Annotated in this window: 24 protein-coding genes; 7 read left to right on the forward strand and 17 right to left on the reverse strand. The window is 58.7% G+C overall.

The features are described 5' to 3' along the window. Window positions 1–59 precede the first annotated feature (59 nt). The 5 genes from AO065_RS26745 to AO065_RS27105 form a co-directional block, all read right to left on the reverse strand. On the reverse strand, window positions 60–740 hold the full coding sequence (locus AO065_RS26745) for a hypothetical protein (RefSeq protein ID WP_054540857.1): 681 nt from the start codon (window positions 738–740) through the stop codon (window positions 60–62). A 120-nt stretch (window positions 741–860) separates the two neighbouring features. After that, window positions 861–1,496, reverse strand: a complete 636-nt coding sequence (locus AO065_RS18820; protein WP_004881840.1) for a hypothetical protein — start codon at window positions 1,494–1,496, stop codon at window positions 861–863. Between the two features lie 209 nt (window positions 1,497–1,705). Further along, on the reverse strand, window positions 1,706–2,836 hold the full coding sequence (locus tag AO065_RS18825; protein ID WP_004881841.1) for an OpgC domain-containing protein: 1,131 nt from the start codon (window positions 2,834–2,836) through the stop codon (window positions 1,706–1,708). Window positions 2,837–3,007: 171 nt separating this feature from the next. Next, on the reverse strand, window positions 3,008–4,624 hold the full coding sequence (locus tag AO065_RS18830; RefSeq protein WP_004881842.1) for an FMN-binding glutamate synthase family protein: 1,617 nt from the start codon (window positions 4,622–4,624) through the stop codon (window positions 3,008–3,010). Window positions 4,625–4,846: 222 nt separating this feature from the next. Next, the gene (locus AO065_RS27105) at window positions 4,847–5,002 is read right to left on the reverse strand and encodes a hypothetical protein (RefSeq protein ID WP_155500405.1); all 156 of its coding nucleotides are present in this window, start codon (window positions 5,000–5,002) and stop codon (window positions 4,847–4,849) included. 256 nt (window positions 5,003–5,258) lie between these two features. Between AO065_RS27105 and AO065_RS18835 the strand changes: the two genes are divergently transcribed. The 3 genes from AO065_RS18835 to AO065_RS18845 all read left to right on the forward strand — a co-directional run bounded on the left by AO065_RS18835 (window position 5,259) and on the right by AO065_RS18845 (window position 7,191). Continuing rightward, the gene (locus AO065_RS18835; protein ID WP_004881843.1) at window positions 5,259–5,540 is read left to right on the forward strand and encodes a type B 50S ribosomal protein L31; all 282 of its coding nucleotides are present in this window, start codon (window positions 5,259–5,261) and stop codon (window positions 5,538–5,540) included. 152 nt (window positions 5,541–5,692) lie between these two features. Beyond that, complete coding sequence (gene ddlA, locus AO065_RS18840; RefSeq protein WP_004881844.1) at window positions 5,693–6,784, forward strand: D-alanine--D-alanine ligase; 1,092 nt, start codon at window positions 5,693–5,695, stop codon at window positions 6,782–6,784. Then, window positions 6,781–7,191 carry an NUDIX hydrolase gene (locus AO065_RS18845; RefSeq protein WP_004881845.1) on the forward strand — a complete coding sequence of 137 codons (411 nt, stop codon included), beginning with the start codon at window positions 6,781–6,783 and terminating at the stop codon, window positions 7,189–7,191. The genes ddlA and AO065_RS18845 overlap by 4 nt, the downstream gene beginning before the upstream one ends. A 15-nt stretch (window positions 7,192–7,206) precedes the next feature. Here the strand turns inward: AO065_RS18845 and metR are convergent, their stop codons facing one another. Next, window positions 7,207–8,124, reverse strand: coding sequence for a transcriptional regulator MetR (metR, locus tag AO065_RS18850; protein ID WP_004881846.1), 918 nt, complete (start codon window positions 8,122–8,124; stop codon window positions 7,207–7,209). Window positions 8,125–8,230: 106 nt separating this feature from the next. On the opposite strand from metR, the gene AO065_RS18855 reads away from it, so the two are divergent. The 3 genes from AO065_RS18855 to AO065_RS18865 all read left to right on the forward strand — a co-directional run bounded on the left by AO065_RS18855 (window position 8,231) and on the right by AO065_RS18865 (window position 10,773). Continuing rightward, a complete protein-coding gene (locus tag AO065_RS18855) occupies window positions 8,231–8,932 on the forward strand; it encodes a uroporphyrinogen decarboxylase/cobalamine-independent methonine synthase family protein (protein ID WP_004881847.1) in 702 nt (233 codons plus the stop codon). Between the two features lie 130 nt (window positions 8,933–9,062). Continuing rightward, window positions 9,063–10,055 carry an alpha/beta fold hydrolase gene (locus AO065_RS18860; RefSeq protein WP_074454614.1) on the forward strand — a complete coding sequence of 331 codons (993 nt, stop codon included), beginning with the start codon at window positions 9,063–9,065 and terminating at the stop codon, window positions 10,053–10,055. A 70-nt stretch (window positions 10,056–10,125) separates the two neighbouring features. Continuing rightward, window positions 10,126–10,773, forward strand: coding sequence for a DsbA family oxidoreductase (locus AO065_RS18865; RefSeq protein ID WP_004881849.1), 648 nt, complete (start codon window positions 10,126–10,128; stop codon window positions 10,771–10,773). 17 nt (window positions 10,774–10,790) lie between these two features. On the opposite strand, the gene AO065_RS18870 is transcribed toward AO065_RS18865, so the two are convergent. The 11 genes from AO065_RS18870 to AO065_RS18920 all read right to left on the reverse strand — a co-directional run bounded on the left by AO065_RS18870 (window position 10,791) and on the right by AO065_RS18920 (window position 23,633). Next, entirely contained in the window at window positions 10,791–11,129 is a 339-nt protein-coding gene (locus AO065_RS18870) for a GlpM family protein (RefSeq protein ID WP_004881850.1), read from the reverse strand. Between the two features lie 46 nt (window positions 11,130–11,175). Then, complete coding sequence (gene aauR / locus AO065_RS18875; protein WP_004881851.1) at window positions 11,176–12,504, reverse strand: two-component response regulator AauR; 1,329 nt, start codon at window positions 12,502–12,504, stop codon at window positions 11,176–11,178. 10 nt (window positions 12,505–12,514) lie between these two features. After that, on the reverse strand, window positions 12,515–14,431 hold the full coding sequence (aauS, locus tag AO065_RS18880) for a two-component sensor histidine kinase AauS (protein ID WP_004881852.1): 1,917 nt from the start codon (window positions 14,429–14,431) through the stop codon (window positions 12,515–12,517). A 59-nt stretch (window positions 14,432–14,490) separates the two neighbouring features. Then, window positions 14,491–15,225 carry an amino acid ABC transporter ATP-binding protein gene (locus AO065_RS18885; protein ID WP_004881853.1) on the reverse strand — a complete coding sequence of 245 codons (735 nt, stop codon included), beginning with the start codon at window positions 15,223–15,225 and terminating at the stop codon, window positions 14,491–14,493. Next, window positions 15,222–15,890: an amino acid ABC transporter permease gene (locus AO065_RS18890; RefSeq protein ID WP_069144716.1), complete on the reverse strand. Its 669-nt coding sequence runs from the start codon at window positions 15,888–15,890 to the stop codon at window positions 15,222–15,224. Before AO065_RS18890 ends, AO065_RS18885 begins: the two co-directional genes overlap by 4 nt. Beyond that, on the reverse strand, window positions 15,887–16,633 hold the full coding sequence (locus AO065_RS18895; RefSeq protein ID WP_004881855.1) for an amino acid ABC transporter permease: 747 nt from the start codon (window positions 16,631–16,633) through the stop codon (window positions 15,887–15,889). The genes AO065_RS18890 and AO065_RS18895 overlap by 4 nt, the downstream gene beginning before the upstream one ends. 113 nt (window positions 16,634–16,746) lie before the next feature. After that, a complete protein-coding gene (locus tag AO065_RS18900) occupies window positions 16,747–17,679 on the reverse strand; it encodes a glutamate/aspartate ABC transporter substrate-binding protein (RefSeq protein ID WP_004881856.1) in 933 nt (310 codons plus the stop codon). A gap of 603 nt (window positions 17,680–18,282) precedes the next feature. Next, on the reverse strand, window positions 18,283–19,824 hold the full coding sequence (gene glpD, locus AO065_RS18905) for a glycerol-3-phosphate dehydrogenase (RefSeq protein ID WP_004881857.1): 1,542 nt from the start codon (window positions 19,822–19,824) through the stop codon (window positions 18,283–18,285). 549 nt (window positions 19,825–20,373) lie between these two features. Next, window positions 20,374–21,129, reverse strand: a complete 756-nt coding sequence (locus tag AO065_RS18910; RefSeq protein WP_004881858.1) for a DeoR/GlpR family transcriptional regulator — start codon at window positions 21,127–21,129, stop codon at window positions 20,374–20,376. 98 nt (window positions 21,130–21,227) lie between these two features. Then, window positions 21,228–22,733 (reverse strand): glycerol kinase GlpK, encoded by a 1,506-nt coding sequence (gene glpK / locus AO065_RS18915; protein WP_004881859.1) that lies wholly within the window; start codon window positions 22,731–22,733, stop codon window positions 21,228–21,230. Between the two features lie 30 nt (window positions 22,734–22,763). Continuing rightward, a complete protein-coding gene (locus AO065_RS18920) occupies window positions 22,764–23,633 on the reverse strand; it encodes an MIP/aquaporin family protein (RefSeq protein ID WP_004881860.1) in 870 nt (289 codons plus the stop codon). A gap of 352 nt (window positions 23,634–23,985) precedes the next feature. Between AO065_RS18920 and ybaK the strand changes: the two genes are divergently transcribed. Then, a complete protein-coding gene (ybaK, locus tag AO065_RS18925) occupies window positions 23,986–24,456 on the forward strand; it encodes a Cys-tRNA(Pro) deacylase (RefSeq protein ID WP_004881861.1) in 471 nt (156 codons plus the stop codon). Window positions 24,457–24,461: the final 5 nt, after the last annotated feature.

Here is a 24,461-nt window from a genome sequence, read left to right on the forward strand (position 1 = left end):
TGCTATCTATCAATGATTGCTTTACGAGCTTCTCGCTTGCGGAGAGCGTTTTGGAACTCCTACGCGTAGGTGTCTATCAAAGAGTTCCCGTTTTTCTCATCCTGTTCTTTTACTTGCTTCATCCATCCTTCAGTCATGTCGATTGGATGTGAGAGTACCTTGCCGAGATCGATAATGTGCTGAAAGTTCAAAAGGCTGAGATTGGTTTTTCCTGAAAATTTTTTGGGGTCGTGGTCAACGAGGCTCATGATAAGCTTCGCACCTTGTCTGACCGAGCTTTTGAAGTCGACGTCGGAGTTGATGGCTCTGGTCAACCACTTCAAGTCGTCATCGCTTAGACTTTTTCCGGAGTCCAGTATTTTGATCTCCGCGTCGTCGCCAAGAGTGAAGCTGAAGCTTTTCTCTGCTAGGTCAGGCCGCGTATCTAAAATCTGTTCTTTGAAGTAGCAAAAAAATGAATATTGGTTGCTCAGTTCAATGCTAGCCTCCATGCGCGCAAAAGTTAAATACTGCTCTTTCGTCATCTCGCGCAGTTCGTTTTTTATTATGTTGTCCCCACAATTGACAAATTGTCCCTTCCAAGGCTCTTCCTCCTTTGTGTAAAACTCTTTTGCAAAAGCTTCTTTCTTTTGCTGATCCGTCATTACGTCGGATGGCACCTGTTTGGTCGTCTGAGGTATACGGTCAGGCGCTGGCATGTAAGGTTTCATGGTCATTGGAATAGCGCTGTTGATATTCATGTCTCGCTCCTTGCTGAGTGGATGACGCTTCCTTGATAACGGCAGTAGATTTAAAAGCTTGGCCTGATAACCCTGTAGGGCATTTCCGAAACGATGTTTCGTTGTGAAGCCTTTCTCAATTCAAACGTGAACATCCACCTGTGCGCCCTCCACGACCTCGCGTTTAGGGGCATTACGTTCGATCTGGTAGATGATGGTGTCCATGAAGTTGCCGATGGTGTTGCGGCTGAATACCTGGCCGTAATCGATAACCTTGCTGAAGCTTTCAAGATTGAGTGTGTGCTCGGTGCCGAATTTTTCCGGGTAATGGTCCAGCAGCGTCATGATGCTTTTGGCGTTGTTGACCAGCGCATCCTTGAGCGGCTGACGCTTGTTAAGCTCCTCGGTGAGGTAAGTATGCTCGGCGGGCGTCAATACACCGTCCGGGTCGGTCACCTTGATGTGTTCATCGAAGCCGAGTGTGAATCCATAGTGTTTTTTGGCAAGCTCCGGGTTCAGGTAGGAAAGCTGCTGCTTGAAATCGTGAAAGTCGTCGAACATTCTGCAGGCGGATTCTTGAAACCTCTTGATTTCCTCCTTCAGAAATTCTTGTCGGCTAACTTCGAAAAATTCACTGGAAATTTGCGTGAGGTAGTTGTCCATATCGCCTTGGGCGTGTTCGGTCAGCCAAGGCGCTTTTTCGTAACGGTAAAACTCCTCATTCGGGTCGCGGACAGCTTTGAGTGGCAGCATCAGATTTTCTGGGGGAATCGACATGGCGACGATATCCCGACTGATATTTCCTACCTCCCTATTCTGGAACGGTCTTTCGGACGTTAGTGTGCTTACATAGCTTGTCACGGTATTGATATTCAAGGCATTACCCTCCCGTTGAGTTCATACCGGATAACGGCCATGTCCAGAAAAACTTGGCCTGATAAAGCAGTAGGAAACTTCCGAGAGGGCTGTCGAGTGTGAGGCTGTTCTTACGTGGGCAACAGGCGGGGCGCTTTGTCGAAGCGTTTGTTGAGTTCGAGTCCGTTGGCCATGAGCATCATCAGTCCCAACCCGATCACTGCGGTGGTCAGTTGCATCGGCCAAGTATCACCCGCCAGGGCATTGGCCATGTCGGCCAGCGGTGCCAACAGTACGCCCAGGCAGAAGACTTCCAGTGAGTAGCGGCCCATGCGGCAGGTCTGGCGGGCGGGCCAGTTCTCGAGCCAGGTACTGGTGGTGGGCAGCAGGCGGGCAACCACATAGACGAGCGCCAGGAAGTGCAGCAGGCGAACCGGTGCGAGGTCGGTCTTGCTGATGGGGTAGAAGGTTTCCAGTTGCAGCGTCGAGATCAGCGTCGTATGCAGGTCCGGCCATTTTTCGCTGAAGGTCAGTGCGCCTGCGATCAGCACATAAACGGCAGATACGATGAATAACGGTTGCCGATGCAACGGGCGGCGTTTGTTGACGACGTGCGTTTCAGCCCGCAGCGCGCAGGCGCCCCCGAGCACGAACAGCAACTGCCAGGCGACCGGATTGAAGTACCAGACACCGCCGCCTTCGTAAGCGCGCAGGTTCCAGCCAAATAGCGGCACCATCATGTACAGCGCAATCGACAGCCCCACCGCCAGTTCCAGCTTGCGCAGCATCAACGGCAGAGTAAGGGGCAGGGTCAGCAGCAGGACGATGTAAAGCGGCAACGGGTCGGTCAGGTTGGGTTTGAAGCGCAGCAGAAGTTCGTCGGCCAATGCCTGTTGCGGATTGCCGACGAAATATTCGAGGCCCATTTGCTGCACCATGTCGCGGGTTTCGACGTGGTTGTTGGCGACGAACACGATGCCCATCAGCAGCGTCAGCAGAAAGATGTGCACCACATACAGCACCCAGGTGCGCCGCAGGATCCGCACGCCTGCAACCAGCAGGCCTTCGCGTCGGGCAATGCGCCCGTAGGCCAGAATGGCCGCATAGCCCGCCAGAAACACAAAGATCTCCGCTGCATCACTGAAGCCGAAATTGCGCACGGTCAGTTGGGCCAGAGGGTTGTCCGGCACGTGATCCCAGAAAATGAAGATCAGCGCCAGGCCTCGAAAGAAATCGATTCGATGATCGCGTCCGTTAGTCATAACGGTGGACTCTTGAAAGTTGCTAATAAGATGAGCCGCACAGGGCCGAGGTTCCGCGCCGCCAGTCTGTCTCTCTCGGCGGCGCGGCAGGGTGGCGTTAAATCATGCCAATTGCAAAATCAGGCTATTACAGAATGTCTCCAGATGCAGTACCTGGCCAAAGGCGAAGCCCTACGCCACTTCATCGGCCGGTTCGAAACTGTCGGCGCGGGCCATCCGCCACATCCTTGAATAGAAGCTGTCGTCTTGCACGCCGTTCAGCAACTGCCCCGGTTGCAGGAAGACGTGGGTTTGCGAGAACAGTTTGATTTCCGTGGCTGACATGCGTCGCACCAGGTGTTTGGCTTCCAGCTGTGAAGGGTTATCCAGGCCTGCGGCTGCAAGCATTTCGGCCAGCCCCTTGAGGGTGTTGCGATGGAAGTTGTACACCCGCTCGGCCTTGTCCGGCACCACCAGCGCCCGCTGACGCAGGGCGTCCTGAGTCGCAACGCCGGTCGGGCATTTGTTGGTGTGGCAACTTTGTGACTGGATGCAACCGATGGCGAACATGAAGCCTCGTGCGGAGTTTGCCCAGTCGGCGCCAATTGCCAACACGCTGGCGATGTCGAAAGCACTGACGATCTTGCCGCTGGCACCCAGACGAATCTGGCTGCGCAGGTTCAGGCCAACCAGCGTGTTATGCACGAATAACAGTGCCTCACGCATCGGTGTGCCCATGTGATCGGTGAATTCCACTGGCGCGGCGCCCGTTCCGCCCTCTGTCCCGTCGACGACGATGAAGTCCGGGTAGATTCCGGTGTCGAGCATGGCCTTGGCGATGCCCATGAACTCCCACGGATGACCCAGGCAGAACTTGAAGCCGACCGGCTTGCCGCCCGACAACTCACGCAGCTGTGCAATGAACTGCATCAGTTCGAAAGGTGTGGAGAACGCGCTGTGCCGGGACGGCGAAATGCAGTCCTCGCCCATGGGTATGCCGCGGGTATCTGCAATCTCCTGAGTCACTTTATGTTTGGGCAGGATGCCGCCATGACCGGGTTTCGCGCCCTGGCTCATCTTGATTTCGATCATGCGCACCTGCGGGTTAGTAGCCTGTGCCGCGAATTTCTCGGGGTCGAAGCGGCCATCCGCTGTGCGGCAACCGAAATAGCCGCTGCCCAGTTCCCAGGTCAGGTCGCCGCCGTGTTCGCGGTGATAAGGGCTGATGCTGCCTTCGCCGGTGTCATGGGCAAAGTTGCCCAGCTTCGCGCCTTTGTTCAGGGCGCGGATGGCGTTGGCGCTAAGTGAGCCGAAGCTCATGGCCGAGATATTGAAGATCGATGCCGAATAGGGCTGCGAGCACTGCGGACCGCCGATTGATACACGAAAGCTGTTGGGGTCGCTCAACGGAGCAGGGCGCATGGAGTGGCCGATGAATTCGAAACCGGTCTGATACACATCGATCAATGTGCCAAAGGGCTTGTCGGCCGATTCGTTCTTGGCGCGCGAGTACACCAGCGAGCGCTGGGCCCGCGAGAAGGGCAGGGCGTCGCTGTCGGACTCGAGCAGGTACTGGCGGATTTCAGGGCGTATCGCTTCGACGGCGTAGCGGATGTTGCCCAGGATCGGGTAATTGCGACGAACCGAGTGCCGCGACTGCAGCAGATCGATGATGCCCACGACACTCAGGACGGCGGTCAGCAGCGTGAACGGCCACAGCCACTCGTGGTGCCAGAGCGGCAGGCTGAACAGTGTGAAAAGTACGCATCCAACGAAAACGGCATAACGACTGAGTAGCGAGAGGCTCATACGACATCCTTGGACTAATGGCGGTTTTCTACGCTGGGCGCTCCGTCTTCGCCTGCCTGTGACGACTTGCAGGAATGCGGGGCTGCCGGAGTGTCTGCGCCCCGGCCTGCTCGCACGAGCGGGTCGACAGGGCGCACCCTTGGAATGTAGCGGATTGCCGCTATCGGTGTGAGCAGTAAATGACGTGCCGGTGATGGCTTTTGCCTGTGCCGCAGCGTTCGTTCAGCTTTCCAGCACGCGGGGTTTGAGATGTCGCAGACGTGCGTTCGCGGCATACACCTCTTCACGACCTTCAAGGCTGGTCCGGCGCAGGTGCTGGATGAGGGCCTGTTCGTTCAGGTCGAGCGCCACGAAACCTAGCTCATCTGCCTTGTGCATAAAGCGGTCGTGGGTCCGGTGGAGTGCTGGCCCTGATCACGTTCTGCAAGGCGTTCTGCAGCATCGAGACGTAACCAACAGCATCGCAGGGGTGCACAGGACGTCATTCCTGTTGACGTACCCAGCGAGCAATCGCAGTGAAACACGGGCCTTGATCAAGCCCGCCGATGCAGCGTATCGACAGGAATCATTATCATCTGTAAATATCGTTATGTTACTGTATAACGCTTGAATCACCTGCTGCCTGGAGGCATCCATGAAACCCGATATCCATCCCGCATACCGCACCGTGCTGTTCCACGACACTGCAGCCGACGCCTACTTTCTGATCGGTTCCACCGTCGACACAGAGCGCACGCAGCAGCACACCGATGGCAATACGTACCCCTACGTCGCTCTCGACGTGTCCAGTGCATCGCACCCGATGTACACCGGCCAGCAACGCAAGACCACCAGCGAAGGCCGGATCGCAGGCTTCAACAAGCGTTTTGCGACCTTTGGTTCCGGCAGCAAGAAAGACGCTTCGGCAGGTCAATGATCCATCACCCGTCCCGGTCAGGGGCCATCCGCACAGGATTGCCCTCGACCGGGATTTTTTTTGCCGGGAATGCGGGTTGCGACCACTCGTCCTCTGGACTATTGGCGGGAATTGCTTTTATCTTCGCGGCCTGAAAAACAGGAGTACCCGCTTTGAAAAAGTCAGTGGCCATCATTTTCGGTGGGCAATCCAGCGAACACGAAGTTTCGTTGCAGTCCGCGCGCAACGTGATCAACGCAATTGATCGTGAAAGCTACGCGCTGACCCTGATCGGCGTCGACAAACTGGGCAACTGGTTGCGGTTCGACGAAGGCGATTACCTGCTCAACGCGGGCGACCCTGCAAAGATCAGTCTCAGCACTGCAGGCAAGCGTCTGGCACTTCTGCCGGGCAGCACTGACGGGCAGTTCGTCGAGGTTGAGTCCGGTGAGCAACTGTCGCGTATCGACGTGGTGTTTCCGCTGATTCATGGCGCCTTTGGCGAAGATGGTTCGCTGCAAGGCCTGCTGCGCCTGTTGGCGATTCCGTTTGTAGGCCCTGACGTGCTCGGCTCGGCTGCCTGCATGGACAAGGACGTGACCAAGCGTCTGCTGCGCGATGCCGGGATTGCCGTCGCGCCGTTCGTGGTGCTGACCCGCGGTCAGACGATTCAGTTTGCTGAGGTGGCCGGTCAGTTGGGTCTGCCGATGTTTGTCAAACCGGCCAGCCAGGGCTCCTCGGTCGGTGTCAGCAAGGTCATGGACCAAGCTGGTTTCGATTCCGCGCTGGCGCTGGGTTTCCAGTTCGATCACAAACTGTTGATCGAGCAGGGCATTGTGGGCCGTGAAGTGGAATGTGCGGTGCTGGGCAACCGCGATCCGCAGGTCAGTGTGTGCGGTGAAGTGGTGGCCAACGACGAGTTCTACGCCTACGACACCAAGTACCTCAACGGCGATCAGGCACGCATCGCGATTCCGGCAGAGCTGGCCGTCGATCTGAGCGACGAGGTGCGCAATGTCGCGCTGACCGCTTACAAGGTGCTTGGTTGCGCGGGGCTGTCCCGGGTCGATTTCTTCGTTACCGAAGCGCGCGACATCATCATCAACGAGGTCAACACTATTCCAGGTTTCACCTCCATCAGCATGTACCCCAAGTTGTGGCAGGCCAGCGGTCTTTCCTACGCCGGGTTGATAGATCGTCTGATCACGCTGGCCCTGGAACGCGCCGACGAGTCGCGACTGCTGAAGACGGATATTTTTGCATGAAGATCATCACTATCGCGGCAGCTCTGCTGATCGCCCCCGATGGCAAGACCCTGCTGGTGCGCAAGCGCGGCACCCAGGCGTTCATGCAGCCGGGCGGCAAGATCGAGCCAGGCGAAGCCGCAGCCATGGCACTGGCCAGAGAACTGAAAGAAGAGCTGGGGCTGATCATTGATCCGCAACAGGCCGCGTTCCTCGGCGAGTTCACTGCGCCTGCCGCCAATGAGCCTGGCTTTGAGGTCCATTGCCATTTATTCGAGGTGATGACCGATGCGCAGACCATACCTGCTGCCGAGATCGAGGAAGTGATCTGGGTCGGCACGCAGACTGACGTGGAGCTGCATCTGGCGCCGCTGACCCGCGACCTGATTCTGCCGCTCTACAGGCAGCGGCAGGCCCAGGTCGTCTGAGTTGCAGGCAAGGTGTCAGCGAACCGCGCTGACACCGTCCAGCGTCGAGAACGACGTGTCCTTGGCGGTCAGCAGAAAATCGCGCATGTAGGGCGCGTCCAGCATGTCGGCGCGAATACCGGCATACAGCGTTGCGAACAATCCCTTCTCCCCCAGCCGCTTGCCTTTGACGTAGCCGCGCGAGCTGTACTCGTGCAGGGCCCAGTGCGGCATGCCGCATACGCCACGGCCGCTGGCGACCAGTTGCATCATCATCACGGTCAGTTCCGACGTCCTCACTTGTGCGGGCTCGATGTCGGCTGGCTCCAGAAAGCGCGTGAAGATATCCAGGCGGTCGCGCTCAACCGGATACGTGATCAGCGTTTCAGTCAGCAGGTCCTCAGGAACCACATAGGGTCTGCTCGCCAGTGCGTGTTGATTGGCCACCGCGAGCATCGCTTCGTAGGTGAACAGCGGCACGTAAGTGATGCCGGGTAACTCCAGCGGGTCCGAAGTCACCACCAGATCCAGATCGCCACGGGCCAGCGCGGGCAGCGGGGCGAACGAGAAACCCGAGGACAGATCCAGCTCCACCTCCGGCCAGGCATCACGGAACTGGTCGATGGTCGGCATCAGCCACTGAAAACAGCTGTGGCATTCGATGGCCATGTGCAGACGACCCGCCGTACCCCCCGCCAGTCGCGCAATGTCCCGCTCGGCAGCGCGAAGTTGAGGCAGCAGCGAGTCGGCCAGTTGCAGCAGGCGCAGTCCGGCACTGGTGAACCGAACGGGTTTGGTCTTGCGCACGAACAGCGGCATGCCCATGCGCTCTTCCAGTTCCTTGAACTGGTGCGAGAGCGCCGACTGGGTCAGATGCAGACGTTCCGCCGCCTCTACGAGGCTGTCGGCTTCGCGCAAGGCGTGGAGGGTTTTGAGGTGGCGTATCTCAAGCACGGTCAGTGCTCCATGAATAGTATTTGTGATCAACACGAAAAAAATGAGTTTGTCTCATGATGCTTCGGCTGTCGACAATGGCGCCATCTTTTATGGAGGACGCCTCATGGCTCTGGCACACACCCCTGACTCCCTGCGCATCGGCGCCGACCGTGAATTGCAACAGGCTCTGCAGGCGTGCTGGCAGCGTGATGAATCCTGTTCACACACGCCAGTCCAGTGGCTGGCCGAGCAGTTTTCTTCGCTGGTTCCCCACCTTATTCAGGAGCAACGTTTCCAGCCGGACTGGGAGCCGCTGCTCAAGGATGCTCAGGAAGCCGAAGCGCAGGGTCACAAAACCTCTGTCATCGGTCCGCTGACGTATCTGTGGTTCGCTCAGGCAGAACAGGGCCTCGACAAGCTCGACCTGCTGGAACGACTGCTGCCGGCCTATGGCGAGATTTTCGGTCGACTGGCTGCCAGAGGTGTCGAGTGGGTGCAGATCGATGAGCCGATCCTGACCCTGGACCTGCCGCTGGAGTGGCGCAACGCGTTCGAGCGCGCCTACCACATCCTTCAATACTCGCCGCTGAAAAAGCTGGTCGCGACCTACCGTGGCGACCTCAAGGACAATCTTGGTGTAGCCGCCTTGTTGCCGGTCACCGGCCTTCACATCGACAGCGTCAGCGTGCCTGAGCAACTGGCGCCCGTGTTTGATCGTCTGCCGACCTACAAGGTCCTGTCTCTTGGCAGCGCCAGCGATCAGCTCGAACTTGTTCAGGAGGCGCGCGCCCGGTTTGGTGACAACCTGCTGCTGGCCTGTGCCTGACCGGTTCGGTTCAGGTCCGTAAACGACCGTTGAGCACCCTTCATCAAATTGTCACGTAACTGTGGCAGCGCGCTTTGCAAAACATCATCAGACTCGTTGCCTACTGGGGATCTGTTTTTTGGTGTTTTTCATGCGGGTTTTAATTTTTCTGGCCGCGCTTTTGTGCGGCCTGCAGTCCTTTGCGGCTGATCGATGTGATGTCAATGTTCCTGTGCACGTGGCCGACCTCAAGGAAGTCCGGATTGCCTACCAGAGTATCGGCAGTGAATCCGACCCTGCCTTGCTGCTGGTCATGGGTTTGGGCGGGCAACTGATTCACTGGCCTGATGAAGTCGTGGTTGCGCTCTGTCAGCAGGGTTACCGCGTAATTCGTTACGACAACCGTGATGTCGGTCTGTCGACCTGGGTGCAACAGCCTGCCGATGCCAACCTCACGTATGAAGTGCTGCGCTACAAGCTGGGCCTGCCGGTGTCCGCGCCTTATTCGCTGACGGACATGGCCGATGACGCGCTGGGCCTGATGGATGCGTTGCAGATTCGGCAGTTCCACGTGCTCGGTGCCAGCATGGGTGGGATGATTGCCCAGCATCTGGCAGATCTTGCCCCTTCGCGGGTCGAGAGTATGACGCTGATCATGACCAGTTCCGGTGCCCAGGGGCTGCCGATGCCGAGCCCCGCCCTGATGCAGCTTCTGGCCCGCCGTGGCGCGCCGAATCGCGAGGTGGCTATCGAACAACAGGCCGATCTGCTGGCGGCGCTGGGCAGTCCGCAGGTCAAGGATGATCGTGCGCAACTGCTGCATCAGGCAGCGGTGTCCTATGATCGGGCGTTCAACCCGGAAGGGGTCAAGCGTCAGATCATGGCGATTCTGGCCGAGCCCAGCCGGGTGGAACTGCTCAACCGGCTGCGCTTGCCAGTGCTGGTCGTACACGGCACGGCCGACCCGCTGTTGCCGGTGATGCACGGTGTGCATGTGGCGGCGCATATTCAGGGTAGTCAGTTGCGATTGATTCCAGGGCTTGCGCACCGTTTTCAGGAAGCGTTCAAGGCCCCGTTGCTCGGTGCAGTGCTGCCTTACCTGAAGGCGCAGCACGAAGATGGTCGCAGCCTGGCGCAGTTGTAAAACCGGGCACGGTTGAAAGGGATGGGCAGAGGTGTATCGTGTGGCTTTTGCCGATTGAGCGAGGGCCAGCATGAGCACTGCACTGAAAATCGATTTCGTTTCCGACGTTTCCTGCCCCTGGTGCGTCATCGGCCTGCGGGCGCTGGACAAGGCGCTGGCTGAACTGGGCGATGAAGTACAGGCGCAAATCCATTTCCAGCCATTCGAGCTGAACCCGAACATGCCGGCCGAAGGGCAGGACATCAAGGAACACATCGCGGAAAAGTACGGTTCGACACCGGAACAGATCGAAGGCATTCACGACACCATCCGTGAGCGCGGCGCTGAACAGGGCTTTGTCTTTGCCCAGGGCGAGCGGCGTATCTACAACACGTTCGACGCCCACCGCCTGCTGCACTGGGCCGAGCTTGAAGGCAAGCAGCATGCCTTGAAAGACGCGCTGTTCGAAGCGTATTTCAGCGATCTGAAAGACCCTTCCAATCACCAGACCCTGGCAGATGTGGCGCAGAAAGTGGGCCTTGACCGCGTACGTGCCCAAGCCGTTCTGGACAACAACGAATACACCAACGAAGTACGCGAGGCCGAACAGCTCTGGACCTCTCGCGGCGTCAGTTCGGTGCCGACCATCGTGTTCAACGACCAGTACGCCGTCTCGGGCGGTCAGCCGGTTGACGTGTTCGTCAGTGCAATCCGGCAGATTCTCAGCGAGGCGAAGTGAGGTAAAGCCTTACGCCGTCACCCATGAACCCTGACCCACACCGTCACCAGCAGCGTCGCAGCGATCAGCCAGGCGACGGCGGCCAGCGCCAGTGAGGCTTCAAGGCGCAGGCGGTCCACCAGCAGGTAGAGCGCCGCGAGGTAGACGAAGTAAGGGATGATCGACCACATGCCGAACAGGATCGTGGTTTTCAGATCGTCCAGCGAGCGGCCCTTGCCGACGATGTAGTGGGCGATCAGTGCGAAGGTCGGAAACAGCGGCACCAGGCCTGCAATGTAATAATTGCGGGTCTTGGCCAGTGCCGCGAGTATCACCACCACCGCGCCGCCCAATAGGGCCTTGAGTACCAGATCCAATGAATTCTCCTGCTTGAAAGGCGCCATCGCGCCGCGACTGAACGGCTCAGAGCCCGTATTTCTTGACCTTGTCGAACAGCGTGGTCTTGGCCATGCCCAGTTCCTGACTGGCCTGGCTGAGGTTGCCGCCGCTGCGTTGCAGGGCCTCGCTGAGCAGGTTGCGCTCAAAGGCCTCCACCGCTTCGGCAAAGCCCAGGCTCTGATTCTCGATCACAGTGCCGGTCTGTTTGAAGGCCGGCAAACCCAGCGAAAAGCGTTCGGCAACGTTTCGCAACTCCCGCACATTGCCCGGCCAGTCATGGCTCATCAGGCTGGACACGGTCTGGCGGTCCAGTTCCGGTGGCTCGCGGTCGAAGCGCAGCGAGGACAACTGCAGGAAGTGCTCGAACAGTTGCAGAATGTCCTCACGGCGCTCGCGCAGCGGCGGAAGCTCAAGTGTCACGACGTTCAGGCGGTAATACAGGTCGCTGCGAAACTGGTTGGTCCGGCCCAGCGCATTCAGGTCGGACTTGGTGGCGGCAATGACCCGGCAATCCACCGCCACACTCTGGTTTGAACCCAGACGTTCCAGCGTGCGCTCCTGCAGGACCCGCAACAGTTTGATCTGCAGGTTGACTGGCATGCTTTCCACTTCATCGAGAAACAGCGTGCCGTTGTCGGCGTGCTCGATCTTGCCGATCCGGCGCTTGCCTGCGCCGGTGAACGCGTTGGCCTCATGGCCGAAGATTTCCGATTCGAACAGGCTTTCCGCCAGTCCTCCGCAATTGAGCGCCACGAACTGACTGGCTTTTCGCCTGCTGAAATCATGCAGGCAGCGGGCGACCAGCTCCTTGCCGGTGCCGGTTTCACCTTCGATCAGCACGTTGGCCGAGGTATCAGCCACGTTGGCGATCAGGGCACGCAGGTTCTGCATGGCGGGTGACCGGCCGATGATCTTGCCTTCCAGTGAATCGCGTTCGGCCAGTTGCCTGCGCAGCGACCACACTTCCCGCGCCAGTCCGCGCTGCTCCAGCGCGCGACGCGTGACGTCCACCAGACGCTCGGGCGAGAAGGGCTTCTCCATGAAGTCATACGCTCCATCGCGCATGGCATTGACGGCCATCGAAATGTCGCCGTGCCCGGTAATCAGCACCACGGGCAAACTGCTGTCACGCGCCTTGAGGCGGGTCAGCAATTCCAGTCCGTCGATGCCTGGCAAGCGGATATCGCTGATGACGATACCCGCAAAATTATCGCCAATGCGCAGCAAGGCTTCTTCGGCGCTCGAAACACCTTCGCTGACGATATCTTCCAGCGCCAGTGCCTGCTGACAACCCAGCAGCACGTGCGGATCGTCTTCAACGATCAGGACGGTCAGGTCATTGTTGATGTTCATGGGTGTTGCCTCATGTCGGCTCGCCCTGGCGAGGTTCGGTTGGAGCGCTTTTCAGGAACGGCAGGCAGAGGACAAAGCAGGTGCCGCCATCGCCCGGATGCTCGGCACTCAGACTGCCGCCCGCCGCAGCCGCCAGGCTTGCCGACAGGGTCAGGCCGAGCCCGAGGCCTTGCTCGCCGGGTTTGGTGGTAAAGAAGGGTTCGAAGAGATGTTTGCGCGCTTCCATGTCGATTCCGTGACCGTTGTCGCGCACCAGCAGGCGATAGCGACCCTCGGCAATCGCCCCTTCGATCCACAGTTCGGGGCTGGGCTGTGCATGCATGGCGTCGAGCGCGTTACCGATCAGGTTGACGAGGATCTGTTCCAGACGGGTCTGGTCGATGGCGAGCGTGGCATCGGCAAAATCCTGATGCACCTGAAGCGCGGATTGTTCGATGCGTACGGCAAGCAACTGCAGTGCGGCGTCCAGAGCCTTGCACAGTTGAGCCTGGCCCTTGTCGTCGCCGCGTCGGGCGAAGGCGCGCAGACTGGAGGTGATGCGACCCATGCGGTCCACCAGATCGTTGATGGTGCGCAGGTTGGCGCTTGCAGTTTCCAGCGCGCCGCGCTCCAGAAAGCGCACCGTGTTACCGGAAAGCGTACGCAACGCCGCCAGCGGCTGGTTCAACTCGTGGGCGATACTGGTAGACATCTGGCCGATGGCGGCGAGTTTGCCGGCCTGCACCAGTTCATCCTGGGCTTTGCGCAACGTGTCCTCGGCCTGTCGTCGCTCACGAATCTGCGCCTTCAAGCGTTCGTTGCTGGCGCGCAGGTGCTCGGTGCGCTCGGCAATCTTGCGCTCCAGCTCATTGTTGGCGGCTTCCAGCGCCTCGCGTGCGGCCAGTCGAGTCGCGATCACCTTGCGGCGTTCGTTCCAGGCAATCAGCAAAAGCGTCACTAGCGCACAGGCCACGGCGACCAGCATGCCCTGGCTGGCGGCTTCGCGGCGCAGGTCTTCAAGCGGGGTGAGCAAGGTCAGGTGCCAGGGGCTGTCGCTCAACGGGCGTGTCTGCGCCAGATAGCTGACCTGCGTATGTTCGCGGTCAACCGTGGCGTTGGCGGGGAAGGTGAATTTTTCGACGCTCTCGGACAGTGACTCGCGTTCCAGTGGCACCAACTCGTTCAGCGGCCACCAGTAATATTGCAGGCTGCGCGCCAGTCGTTCCTTGATGTCCGGTGTCAGCGGGCGCACCGATTTCAATCGTCGGGCCGGGTCGCTGGACAGAATGATGATGCCGTTTTCATCGCTGACGAAGGCTTCCAGGCGTGCCCGCTGCCAGCGCTCTTCAAGGGCTTCGAGTCGGACCTTGATCACCGCGACACCGATGATCCGGCCTTTCTCTTCCAGACCGTGGGCCAGGTAATAGCCGGATTCGCCGGTGGTGGTGCCGATTCCGTAGAAGCGTCCGGGCAGGCCGCGCACGGCGTCCTGAAAGTAAGCGCGAAAGGACAGGTCTTCGCCCTGATAACTGTCGCTGTCGCGCCAGTTGCTGGTGGCCAGAACCCGGCCCGTGGTGTCGAGCACGTAGATGGCACGGCTGCGACTGCGGCGGTTCAAGCCCTCAAGGTAGCGATTGACCTCTTGTTGCAGTTCGGGACTCGGTTCGTTGAGCAACTGCGACACGCTGGATTCCAGTTCCAGAACGCTGGGCAGATAGGTGTACTTGCTGATCTCGCTTTCGACGGTGCGAGCATGCAGTTCCAGCTGACGTTCGCCGCTTTCGCTCAGGCTCTTGATGCCATTGTTTTCGCTGACCAGATACGCAGCGTAACCGAGCCCGATCATCAGTACGAAGATCAGGGGCGGAAGGAACAGCTGGCGAATCAGGCGGGGTTTCACGGCGAGTGATGGCGGCGCGGCGCGATAAAGAGTGGGGTCGCATTTCATCACAGTCGTCCTGAGCCGAACAGCTGCCCGTGTGTAACGGGCAGCTGTCAGCGTAATGCTTAGTGCTGGAGGATCTTGGCGAGAAATTGCTGGGCGCGTTCGGAACGTGCGGAGACGTCACCGAAGAACTCTTCCTTGGGGCAGTCTTCGACGATCTGTCCCTTGTCCATGAAGATCACACGATTGGCGACCTTGCGAGCGAAGCCCATTTCGTGGGTCACGCACATCATGGTCATGCCTTCGTGAGCCAGCTGCACCATCACGTCGAGCACCTCGTTGACCATTTCGGGGTCGAGTGCCGAAGTCGGTTCATCGAACAGCATGACCACTGGGTCCATCGCCAGCGCACGGGCAATCGCCACACGCTGCTGCTGGCCACCGGAAAGCTGGCCCGGGTGCTTGTGGGCATGCTCGGACAGGCCGACACGGTCCAGCAGCTTCAGGCCTTTTTCGGTGGCTTCGGCCTTGCTGCGACCCAGCACCTTGATCTGGGCGATGGTCAGGTTTTCGACGATGGTCAGGTGCGGGAACAGCTCGAAGTGCTGGAACACCATGCCGACGCGCGAACGCAGTTTCGGCAGATTGGTCTTGGGGTCGGAGATCGACGTGCCGTCGACAACGATGTCGCCTTTCTGGAATGGCTCAAGAGCGTTCACACACTTGATCAGGGTCGATTTGCCGGAACCGGAAGGACCGCAGACCACGACCACTTCGCCCTTGCTGACCTCGGTGCTGCAATCGGTCAGTACCTGGAAGTCCCCATACCACTTGTTGACGTTTTTGATGGAAATCATACGGCGAACCTTTTTTGCAAACGCTTCACCAGCAACGAGGCGGCAAAGCTGATCGTGAAATACACCAGACCGGCGATGATCAGGAACTCGTTGGCGCGGCCGATGATGTCGCCGCTGGCACGCGAGGCGTTGAGGAAGTCCACAAGGCCGACGGTGTAAACCAGAGAGGTGTCCTGAAACAGGATGATGCTCTGTTGCAGCAGCAGGGGCGTCATCTTGCGAAACGCCTGCGGCAGGATGATCAGGCGCATCATCTGGCTATAGTTCATGCCCAGCGCCTGGGCCGCGCCCATCTGTCCCTTGGAAATCGACTGCACACCGGCACGCACGATTTCGCAGAAGTAGGCCGCCTCGAACATCATGAAGGCCACGACGCAGGAGGTGAACGCACCGATGGGGGTGTCTTCGCCGGTTATCCAGCGCAGCACGAACGGCACGGCCAGATAGAACCAGGTGATCACCAGCAGCAGCGGGATGGAGCGAAAGTAGTTCACGTAAGCGCCAGCAACGTTGGCCAGCAGCTTGTTCGAGGACAGTCGCATCAAGGCCAGCACGGTACCGAGCAACAGACCGCCGACCACACCCATCGCCATCAGCTTCAGGGTCATGACCATGCCGTTCCACAGGCCCGGCAGGGCCGGAACGATTCCAGTGAAGTCCATTATTTACCTCCTACGGAAATCAGGCCGGGCACGGCGACTTTCTTCTCGATCACACGCATCAGCAGCATCAGGCTCATGTTCAGCGTGAAGTAGATGAGGGTGGCCAGCGTGAAGGCTTCGAACAGGTTCGCGGAAAACTCGGCGGTCTGTTTGGTCTGTGCGAGCAACTCCATCAGGCCGATCAGCGACGCCACCGAAGAGTTCTTGAACACGTTCAGGAATTCGGAGGTGAGCGGTGGAATGATGATGCGATAGGCTTGAGGCAGCAGCACGTTCCAGTAGATCTGCGGCAGCTTGAAGCCCATGGCGCGAGCGGCCGATTCCTGGCCCTTTGGCAGCGCCTGGATGCCTGTGCGGACTTGTTCGCAGACCCGTGCAGCAGTAAACAGGCCCAGACAGACCACGACGCTCAGAAATGCCGAGGTGGTCGGGTTGAGGTCTTGCTTGTACCACTCCTGCAGGTTTGCAGGCAGCAGGTCGGGTACCAGGAAGTACCAGATGAACAGCTGCACCAGCAGTGGCACATTACGGAAGATTTCCACGTAGGTCGTGGCAATGCCTGATACCAGACGGCTCGGTACAGTGCGCATGACGCCCAGTATCGAACCCAGTATCAAGGCGATGATCCAGGCGACGACTGCAATGGCGATAGTCCAGCCCAGACCGGATATGAACCAGTCCAGATAGGTTTCGCTGCCGACGCCGGTGGACTTGAAGAACACGCCCCAGTCCCAGTTGTAATTCATCAGGGTCTCCCCCTCTTGTTCTATTGCTATCGAGATGCACGCAGTGTCGGTTCCCGAGCGGGTGATTCAGCCCGCTCGGGGTGCAGTCAGTTCAGCGAGGCTGAACCGGTTGCTCAGGCTTTCTTTTCTTCGATTGCTTTAGCGGGTTCGGCCGCCTGGTCGGTCGGATTCTTGATCAGCTCTTTGATTTTTTCGCTCATCGGGAATTCGAGGTTCAGGCCTTTTGGAGGGACCGGAGACTGGAACCACTTGTTGTAGATCGTGTTGATATCGCCCGACTTGTAGGTTGCGACGATGGCGTCGTCCACGGCCTTCTTGAACGGTGCATCGCCTTTGCGAACCATGCAGCCGTAGATTTCGTAGGACTGTGCGGTACCGGTCACTGCCCAGTCATCCGGCTTCTTGGCCTTCGCCATTTCGCCTGCCAGCAGGGCGTCGTCCATCATGAACGCGACGGCGCGGCCCGATTCCAGCATCTGGAAGGACTCGCCGTGGTCCTTGGCGGAGATGACGTTCATGCCCATCTGCTTGTCGGCGTTCATGGCCTTCAGGATGCGCTCGGACGTGGTGCCGGCGGTGGTGACGACGTTCTTGCCTTTCAGGTCATCGAAGTCCTTGTAGCTGGAATCTTTCTTGGACAGCAGACGGGTGCCGACCTCGAAGATGCCGACCGAGAAATCAACCTGCTGCTGACGCTCGACGTTGTTGGTGGTCGAGCCACATTCCACGTCAACGGTGCCGTTCTGAACCAGCGGGATACGGGTCTGGGACGTCACCAGGTTGTACTTGACCTTCAGGTCAGGCATGTCCAGTTCTTTCTTGATGCCTTCGACGATCTTCAGCTGGATGTCGTGGGAGTAGCCCATCGGCACGCCGGAAGCGTCAGCAATGTAGGAGAACGGGATGGAGGCGTCGCGGTGGCCGAGGGTGATGGTGCCGGACTCTTTGATTTTCTTCAGAGTGCCAGTCAGTTCTGCTGCGAAAACCGGAGTGCTGATCAGAGCGGCAGCGATTGCTGCGCCCAGCAGATGGGGAACGATGCGCATCGATGAATCCTCGATTTCATTTTTATTGATAGGACGCCTTGAGGGACATCCACTTCTTTGACGATGGCTTCAACGGCGTCCAGGGTAGACACACGCTAATGTCGAAGCGGTCGATGCAAAGTGTAGAGCATGAGTCGTGCCAGGCTTTCGAGGATGGTCAACTGACTGAAATTAAAGGGGTTTTATCTGGTGGCGGTGCGTTGGACGGCAGGGGCTTGTCCGGGATGCCGAATCTTGCAGCGATGGGTGTTCGGAAAACCGAATGGACTGGGGCAGAGAGGGGAAGTAATGCGGGAGGATGTGAAGGGCATCATAGGCAGCGGCGGATGCCGTCAGTATCACTCACATCGAACCGTGGGAGGCGGCTTGCCGGCGATGAACGATGACGCGATTTTTCTGATAGACCGCGTTGACTGCATCGCGGGCAGTTCCCTCCCACAGGCAAGTGTCTGCTGCGCGACAGCACTACGTCGAAGACGTGGTGTGGCCTCCCACAGAAAACCGGGTTTCTTCCGTGGTCGTGTGAGAAAAGGCGGCTGGTTTGACGCCACAGCCGCCTACACAAGTTTTCCGGTCATCGCTCGAACCAAGCGCTGCGACTGATCAGGCCGCTTCGATCGCCGCCTTGTTGCGTGCAACCGTTTCCAGGTAATTGCTTACCGCTGCCTGTTCTTCCGGCGTAGTGAACAGACCCAGCTTGGTACGGCGCCACAGGATGTCATCGATACTGGTGGCCCATTCCTGATCGCACAGGTAATCAACTTCTCGGGCATACAAGCCGCCACCCAGATGTTGACCCATGTCTTCAAGACTCTGCACGCCTTCCAGCAGGCGCCAGCTGCGGCTGCCGTAGGTAATCGCCCAACGCTTGGCGATCGGGGTTGGCAACCAGGTGTGACGGCGGGTCAGTTCGCCGGCCAGCGCTTCCGGCGTCGTCATGTCTTCGCCACCCGGCAGTGCGGATGTTGCGGTCCAGCTCGGCTTCATCTGCTTGAAGAACGGTGCCAGTTGCGCCATGGCCGATTCGGCGAGTTTGCGGTAGGTAGTCAGCTTGCCGCCGAACACCGACAGGATCGGCGCCTCGTCGGCACCACCGGACAGCGACAACGTGTAGTCACGAGTAATCGCAGACGGGTTGTCGGATTCATCGTTGCACAGCGGGCGGACACCGGAGTAGGTGTGCAGCACGTCGGCGCGGGTCAGTTGCTTCTTGAAGTGATCGTCGGCCACTTTCAGCACGTAGTCCATCTCACCGTCGGTGATCTCCACCTTGTTCGGATCGCCCTGATACTCACGGTCGGTGGTGCCGACAATAGTGAAGTGATCCATATACGGGATGGTGAATACGATGCGCTTGTCTTCGTTCTGCAGAATGAATGCATGCTCGCCTTCGTACAGCTTCGGCACGATCAGGTGGCTGCCCTGGATCAGGCGAATACCGTAGGCCGATTCAAGCTTCAGGTCTTCACGAATGAACTTGGCCACCCACGGACCGGCCGCGTTGACCAACGCCTTGGCATGAATTGAAAACAGGCTGCCGTCGCTGCGTTCCAGATGCAGGTGCCACAGACCTTTGATGCGACGGGCGCTGACGCAGCGTGTCTGGGTATGAATGTGGGCACCGTTTTCACGGGCTGACATGGCATTGAGCACGACCAGGCGGGCGTCGTCGACCCAGCAGTCGGAGTATTCGAAACCACGGGTAATACTGGAATTCAGCGGGCTGTCGGCGCCGAAACGAATCGTGCGCGAAGCAGGCAACTTCTCACGCTTGCCCAAGTGATCGTAAAGGAACATGCCGGCACGAATCATCCAGGCCGGACGCAGGTGCGGGCGGTGCGGCAGGACGAAGCGCATGGGCTTGACGATATGCGGTGCCTTGGCCAGCAGCACTTCACGCTCTGCCAGTGCTTCACGTACCAGACGGAATTCGTAGTGTTCCAGATAGCGCAGTCCACCGTGGATCAGCTTGCTGCTGGCCGACGAAGTGTGACTGGCAAGGTCGTCTTTCTCACACAGGAAGACCGACAGGCCACGCCCGGACGCGTCTGCCGCAATGCCGACGCCATTGATGCCACCACCGATTACGGCGATGTCGTAGACCTCGGAAAGAGGGGCGGCGGATGTCGCGTGGGTCTGGGGCATTGTTGGCCTCCTGAAGGATGCTTGAGCTGTGCTCGAAAGGCGAATCTGAACATTAATGTTCACTTTCGAAAATCATAGCTCAATAAAAATCCCCTCGCCAGCGACTATTGATTGAAATTACTGATGATGAACGTAGAAAAGAACAAATATGAACATTGTAGGACGGGATGGGTGGCAGTCATGGATCGGCGATCATCGCTGCGAGCGGCGGGGTAGAGAGCTCGCGAGTCAGTCGCCTTGGGCACGATCGGTCATCGTGCTTACACTGATCGTTCCGCACGCTCCGCGTGGGAATGCCTCTAAGGACGCTCCGCGTCCAGCGGTGGTGGGTCAGAAAAGTCTCTTGCGCCTGACTCAATGGGACGCGGAGCGTCCCGGGCTGCATGCCCACGCGGCGATGGGCACGATCAGTGTGGAGGCGGAACACGCTGCGCAAATGATCGTTCCCACGCTCTGCGTGGTAACGCCGCCCAGGACGCTCCGCGTCCGCTCTCGATGTGACGCAGGGCCTCACGGGATACACGCCGCCGATCAGGTCAGGTTGCGTGCTCACACCACCTCAAGCCGAATCTTGTGCTGGTTCAGCAACTGCTGCAGTGCTGGCACAGGTGGTTCATCAGTGACCAGACAGTCGATAAGGGTGATCGGCCCGAGCCTGACCATCGCGTTGCGTCCGAACTTGCTGGAGTCGGCTGCCAGCAACACCTTGCGTGCATTGGCGATGATCGCCTGCGACACGCGGACTTCCTGATAATCGAAATCCAGCAGACTGCCGTCCTCGTCGATACCGCTGATGCCGACCAGCGCGAAATCGACCTTGAACTGCGAGATGAAGTCGACACTGGCCTGGCCCACCACGCCGCCGTCACGGCGCACATTGCCGCCTGCCAGCAGCACTTCGAAATCATCCTTGGCGCTCAGGATCGATGCGACATGCAGGTTGTTGGTGATGATTTTCAGGTTGTTGTGATTGAGCAGGGCGCGAGCGATGGATTCGGTGGTGGTGCCGATATTGATGAACAGCGAGGCGTTGTCGGGAATTTGCGCTGCGATGGCTTCAGCAATCCGCTGCTTTTCATCGCGCATCTGATCCGCACGCATGGCGTAGGCGGTGTTTTCGATGCTGGAGTCATAGGCCGCGCCGCCGTGGTAGCGACGCAGCAGGTTCATTTCCGCAAGCTGGTTGATGTCTCGACGGATGGTTTGCGGGGTCACGACGAACAGCGTCGCCATTTCATCGATGCTGACGTAGCCGCGATCACGGACCAGTTCGAGGATCTGTTGTTGGCGGGGAGGCAGGTTCATTGTTTTTCCTTGGGCGCCCACTGCAAATGGCGCCCATCATGCCGCAGGGACATGGGCTCTGTCAGCCGGAAATCCTGCTCCTCGCCAGACCGGCAGGCTTACTCCTCGTTTTCGTGCGGTTCCCAGTCACGGGTGCGGGCCACGGCTTTTTGCCAGCCGGCGTACAGCTTCTCTTTATGGGCTTCTTCGCACAGTGGTTCGAAAACGCGCTCGATCACAGCCTTGTTGCGCAACTCGTCCAGGCTGCTCCAGAAACCGATGGCCAGACCCGCCAGGAACGCGGCGCCCAGTGCAGTCGTTTCGCGCATCTGAGGACGTTCTACATGAGTACCCAGGATGTCTGCCTGGAACTGCATGAGGAAGTTGTTGGCCACCGCGCCGCCGTCCACACGCAGGGATTTGAGGCGTTCGCCGGAATCCTGCTGCATGGCGTCCAGTACGTCACGGGTCTGGTAGGCGATGGATTCCAGCGCCGCACGGATGATGTGATCGACTTTCACGCCGCGGGTCAGGCCGAACAGCGCGCCACGTGCATACGGGTCCCAGTAGGGTGCGCCCAGACCGGTAAAGGCCGGCACCAGGTAAACGCCGTTGCTGTCCTTGACCTTGCTGGCGAAGTATTCGGTGTCCAGCGCGTCATTGATGATCTTCAATTCGTCACGCAGCCACTGCACGGTCGAGCCGCCGTTGAATACGGCACCTTCCAGCGCATAGGCCACTTCGCCACGCGGGCCGCAGCCGATGGTGGTGAGCATGCCGTGAGCCGATTTCACTGCTTTCTTGCCGGTGTTCATCAGCAGGAAACAGCCGGTGCCGTAGGTGTTTTTCGCCTGACCCGGCTCGACGCACATCTGGCCGAACAGTGCTGCCTGCTGGTCGCCCGCGATGCCGGCAATCGGGATGCCGCTCTTGCTGTGGCCGTAGACCTCGGACGAGGCTTTGACCTCGGGCAGGATCTCGCGCGGGATATCCAGCACGTCGAGCATGCGCTGATCCCATTCCAGGGTATGAATGTTGAACAGCATGGTGCGCGAAGCGTTGGTGTAGTCGGTGACGTGAACCTTGCCGCCGGTGAATTTCCAGATCAGCCAGGTATCGATGGTGCCGAACATCAGCTCACCCTTGCGGGCGCGCTCGCGGCTGCCTTCGACGTTGTCCAGGATCCACTTGACCTTGGAACCGGAGAAGTACGGGTCGATGACCAGACCAGTAGTGTCTTTGATGTATTCCTCAAGGCCGTCGCGCTTGAGCTGCTGGCAGATTTCAGTGCTGCGGCGGCATTGCCAGACGATTGCGTTGTAGATCGGGCGGCCTGTGTCACGCTCCCAGATCACGGTGGTTTCGCGCTGGTTGGTGATACCGATAGCGGCAATCTGGTTGTGGTGCAGATCGGCCTGGGCCAGCGCCTTGGTCATGCACGCGGTCTGGGTGGCGAAGATTTCCATCGGGTCATGCTCGACCCAGCCAGCCTGCGGATAATGCTGGACGAATTCGCTTTGGGCAGTGCTCACCACATTGGCATCGCGGTCGAAGATGATGGCCCGCGAGCTGGTGGTGCCCTGATCAAGGGCAATGATGTAGTTCTTGTTCTGTGTGTCAGTCATGTCGATTGCCTTGCGTTATTGGGGTGGAATTCAAGATGACGCTTGAGCCTTGCCGCGAACCGCGCTGGTGTCTTTTTTGAGGTCTTTTTCGTTTGCAACAAGGTCGGCGCCGGGCAGATGACGCGCAATCAGCATGCGGTAGCCGGCGGCGCCGAGGCAGGCACCCAGAATGGGCGCAAAAATCGGAACCAGGAAATAAGGTATGTCACGACCGCCGGTGAATGCTATCTCACCCCAGCCAGCAATGAACGTCATCATTTTCGGGCCGAAGTCGCGAGCAGGATTCATCGCAAACCCGGTCAGCGGACCCATGGCGCTGCCGATTACCGCGACCAGCAGCCCGATCAGCAGAGGCGCCAGTGCGCCGCGCGGCAGGCCGTTGTTGTCATCGCCCAGCGCCATGATCACGCCCATCAGAATGGTGGTGATGACCATCTCGACCAGGAAGGCCTGACCCACGGAAATGGCAGGGTTGGGGTAGGTGGAGAACACCGATGCCAGTTCAAGACTCTGTTCGGTACCACGAATGATGTGGTGCGCATGTTCGAAGTCGAAAAAGAGGCTGACGTACAGAAGGTACACAAGGCCTGCGCCGCAGAACGCACCGGCAATCTGGGAAGCGATATAAAAAGGCAGTTTTCGTTTTTCGAAACCGGCAAACAGACTCAGCGCAATGCTGACCGCCGGGTTGAGGTGTGCGCCGGAAATACCTGCGCTGAGGTAGATGCCCATGCTGACGGCCATCCCCCAGATGATGCAGATTTCCCAAAGTCCGAAAGAAGCACCCGCGACCTTGAGCGCTGCAACGCATCCGGTCCCGAAAAAAATCATCAGGGCTGTGCCCAGGAATTCAGCAGTACATTGTGCGGAAAGCGTCGGTTGTCGGGTTGCAATGGTCATGAATACCTCATTTTTGTTTTTGTCGCGGCACCGTATGCAGACACGGATGCTCGTTATTGCGGCGTGTCAGGATTCGTCGGAATGCTGGTCACGGGTGCGAGTTATACCGAAAAACAGCGTTCGTTAATATTCGTAAACGAAAAAATATAGACAAGAAAGAACCCTGTCAAAGGTCGGAACTGAACGGTCACTGAAAAATATCACGGTCAGGTCTTAGTTTGTTTCTGCATGTTTTGTAGGAAAAGTCTTGATGGTTTTAAATAGCCATCAAGGTTGCAGCCTTTATGGATCAAGGCGCTTCCCGATTATTTGGCTTAAAGTAGCGCTCACCTTGATCTGTCCGGAGTGATGAATGACCCCCGCGTTGGATTTATTGAAAAAAGTTCGGGCCGAACACCGCATCCACAGCTACGAACACGATCCCAAGGCGGCATCGTATGGTCTGGAGGCGGCTGAAAAGCTCGGTCTGGAACCAGCGCGCGTGTTCAAGACGCTGCTGGCCAGTACCGAAAAGGGTGAGTTGCTGGTCGCCGTGGTGCCGGTCGTCGGAACGCTGGACCTGAAGGCGCTGGCTCACGCTGCAGGTGCCAAGAAAACCGAGATGGCCGACCCTGCCGCAGCGCAGCGCTCGACCGGTTATCTGCTGGGAGGTATCAGTCCGCTGGGTCAGAAAAAGCGCTTGCGCACGTTCATCGACGAAACGGCTACACCCTTCGAGACCATTTTTGTCAGCGCGGGTAGGAGAGGGCTGGAAGTGGAGCTTTCGGCGCAGGTGCTGGCGGCTCACACCAGCGCGACCTTCGCTGCTATCGGCCGTGAATGATGCAG

It is taken from the genome of Pseudomonas viridiflava (assembly GCF_001642795.1).
In the GTDB taxonomy this organism is placed as follows: domain Bacteria; phylum Pseudomonadota; class Gammaproteobacteria; order Pseudomonadales; family Pseudomonadaceae; genus Aquipseudomonas; species Aquipseudomonas viridiflava.

Bases quoted from the DNA above. Each gene is read 5' to 3' on its own strand.
- AO065_RS18920 (WP_004881860.1), bottom strand. From the start codon at position 23,633: ATGACCATTGCAACCCGACAACCGACGCTTTCCGCACAATGTACTGCT.
- aauS (WP_004881852.1), bottom strand. From the start codon at position 14,431: ATGAAATGCGACCCCACTCTTTATCGCGCCGCGCCGCCATCACTCGCC.
- AO065_RS26745 (WP_054540857.1), bottom strand. From the start codon at position 740: ATGAATATCAACAGCGCTATTCCAATGACCATGAAACCTTACATGCCA.
- AO065_RS18900 (WP_004881856.1), bottom strand. From the start codon at position 17,679: ATGCGCATCGTTCCCCATCTGCTGGGCGCAGCAATCGCTGCCGCTCTG.
- AO065_RS18860 (WP_074454614.1), top strand. From the start codon at position 9,063: ATGCGGGTTTTAATTTTTCTGGCCGCGCTTTTGTGCGGCCTGCAGTCC.
- AO065_RS18885 (WP_004881853.1), bottom strand. From the start codon at position 15,225: ATGATTTCCATCAAAAACGTCAACAAGTGGTATGGGGACTTCCAGGTA.
- AO065_RS18820 (WP_004881840.1), bottom strand. From the start codon at position 1,496: ATGTCGATTCCCCCAGAAAATCTGATGCTGCCACTCAAAGCTGTCCGC.
- AO065_RS18825 (WP_004881841.1), bottom strand. From the start codon at position 2,836: ATGACTAACGGACGCGATCATCGAATCGATTTCTTTCGAGGCCTGGCG.
- AO065_RS18855 (WP_004881847.1), top strand. From the start codon at position 8,231: ATGGCTCTGGCACACACCCCTGACTCCCTGCGCATCGGCGCCGACCGT.
- ybaK (WP_004881861.1), top strand. From the start codon at position 23,986: ATGACCCCCGCGTTGGATTTATTGAAAAAAGTTCGGGCCGAACACCGC.
- AO065_RS18835 (WP_004881843.1), top strand. From the start codon at position 5,259: ATGAAACCCGATATCCATCCCGCATACCGCACCGTGCTGTTCCACGAC.
- AO065_RS18895 (WP_004881855.1), bottom strand. From the start codon at position 16,633: ATGAATTACAACTGGGACTGGGGCGTGTTCTTCAAGTCCACCGGCGTC.
- aauR (WP_004881851.1), bottom strand. From the start codon at position 12,504: ATGAACATCAACAATGACCTGACCGTCCTGATCGTTGAAGACGATCCG.
- AO065_RS18910 (WP_004881858.1), bottom strand. From the start codon at position 21,129: ATGAACCTGCCTCCCCGCCAACAACAGATCCTCGAACTGGTCCGTGAT.
- AO065_RS18865 (WP_004881849.1), top strand. From the start codon at position 10,126: ATGAGCACTGCACTGAAAATCGATTTCGTTTCCGACGTTTCCTGCCCC.
- AO065_RS27105 (WP_155500405.1), bottom strand. From the start codon at position 5,002: ATGCACAAGGCAGATGAGCTAGGTTTCGTGGCGCTCGACCTGAACGAA.
- glpD (WP_004881857.1), bottom strand. From the start codon at position 19,824: ATGCCCCAGACCCACGCGACATCCGCCGCCCCTCTTTCCGAGGTCTAC.
- AO065_RS18845 (WP_004881845.1), top strand. From the start codon at position 6,781: ATGAAGATCATCACTATCGCGGCAGCTCTGCTGATCGCCCCCGATGGC.
- glpK (WP_004881859.1), bottom strand. From the start codon at position 22,733: ATGACTGACACACAGAACAAGAACTACATCATTGCCCTTGATCAGGGC.
- AO065_RS18830 (WP_004881842.1), bottom strand. From the start codon at position 4,624: ATGAGCCTCTCGCTACTCAGTCGTTATGCCGTTTTCGTTGGATGCGTA.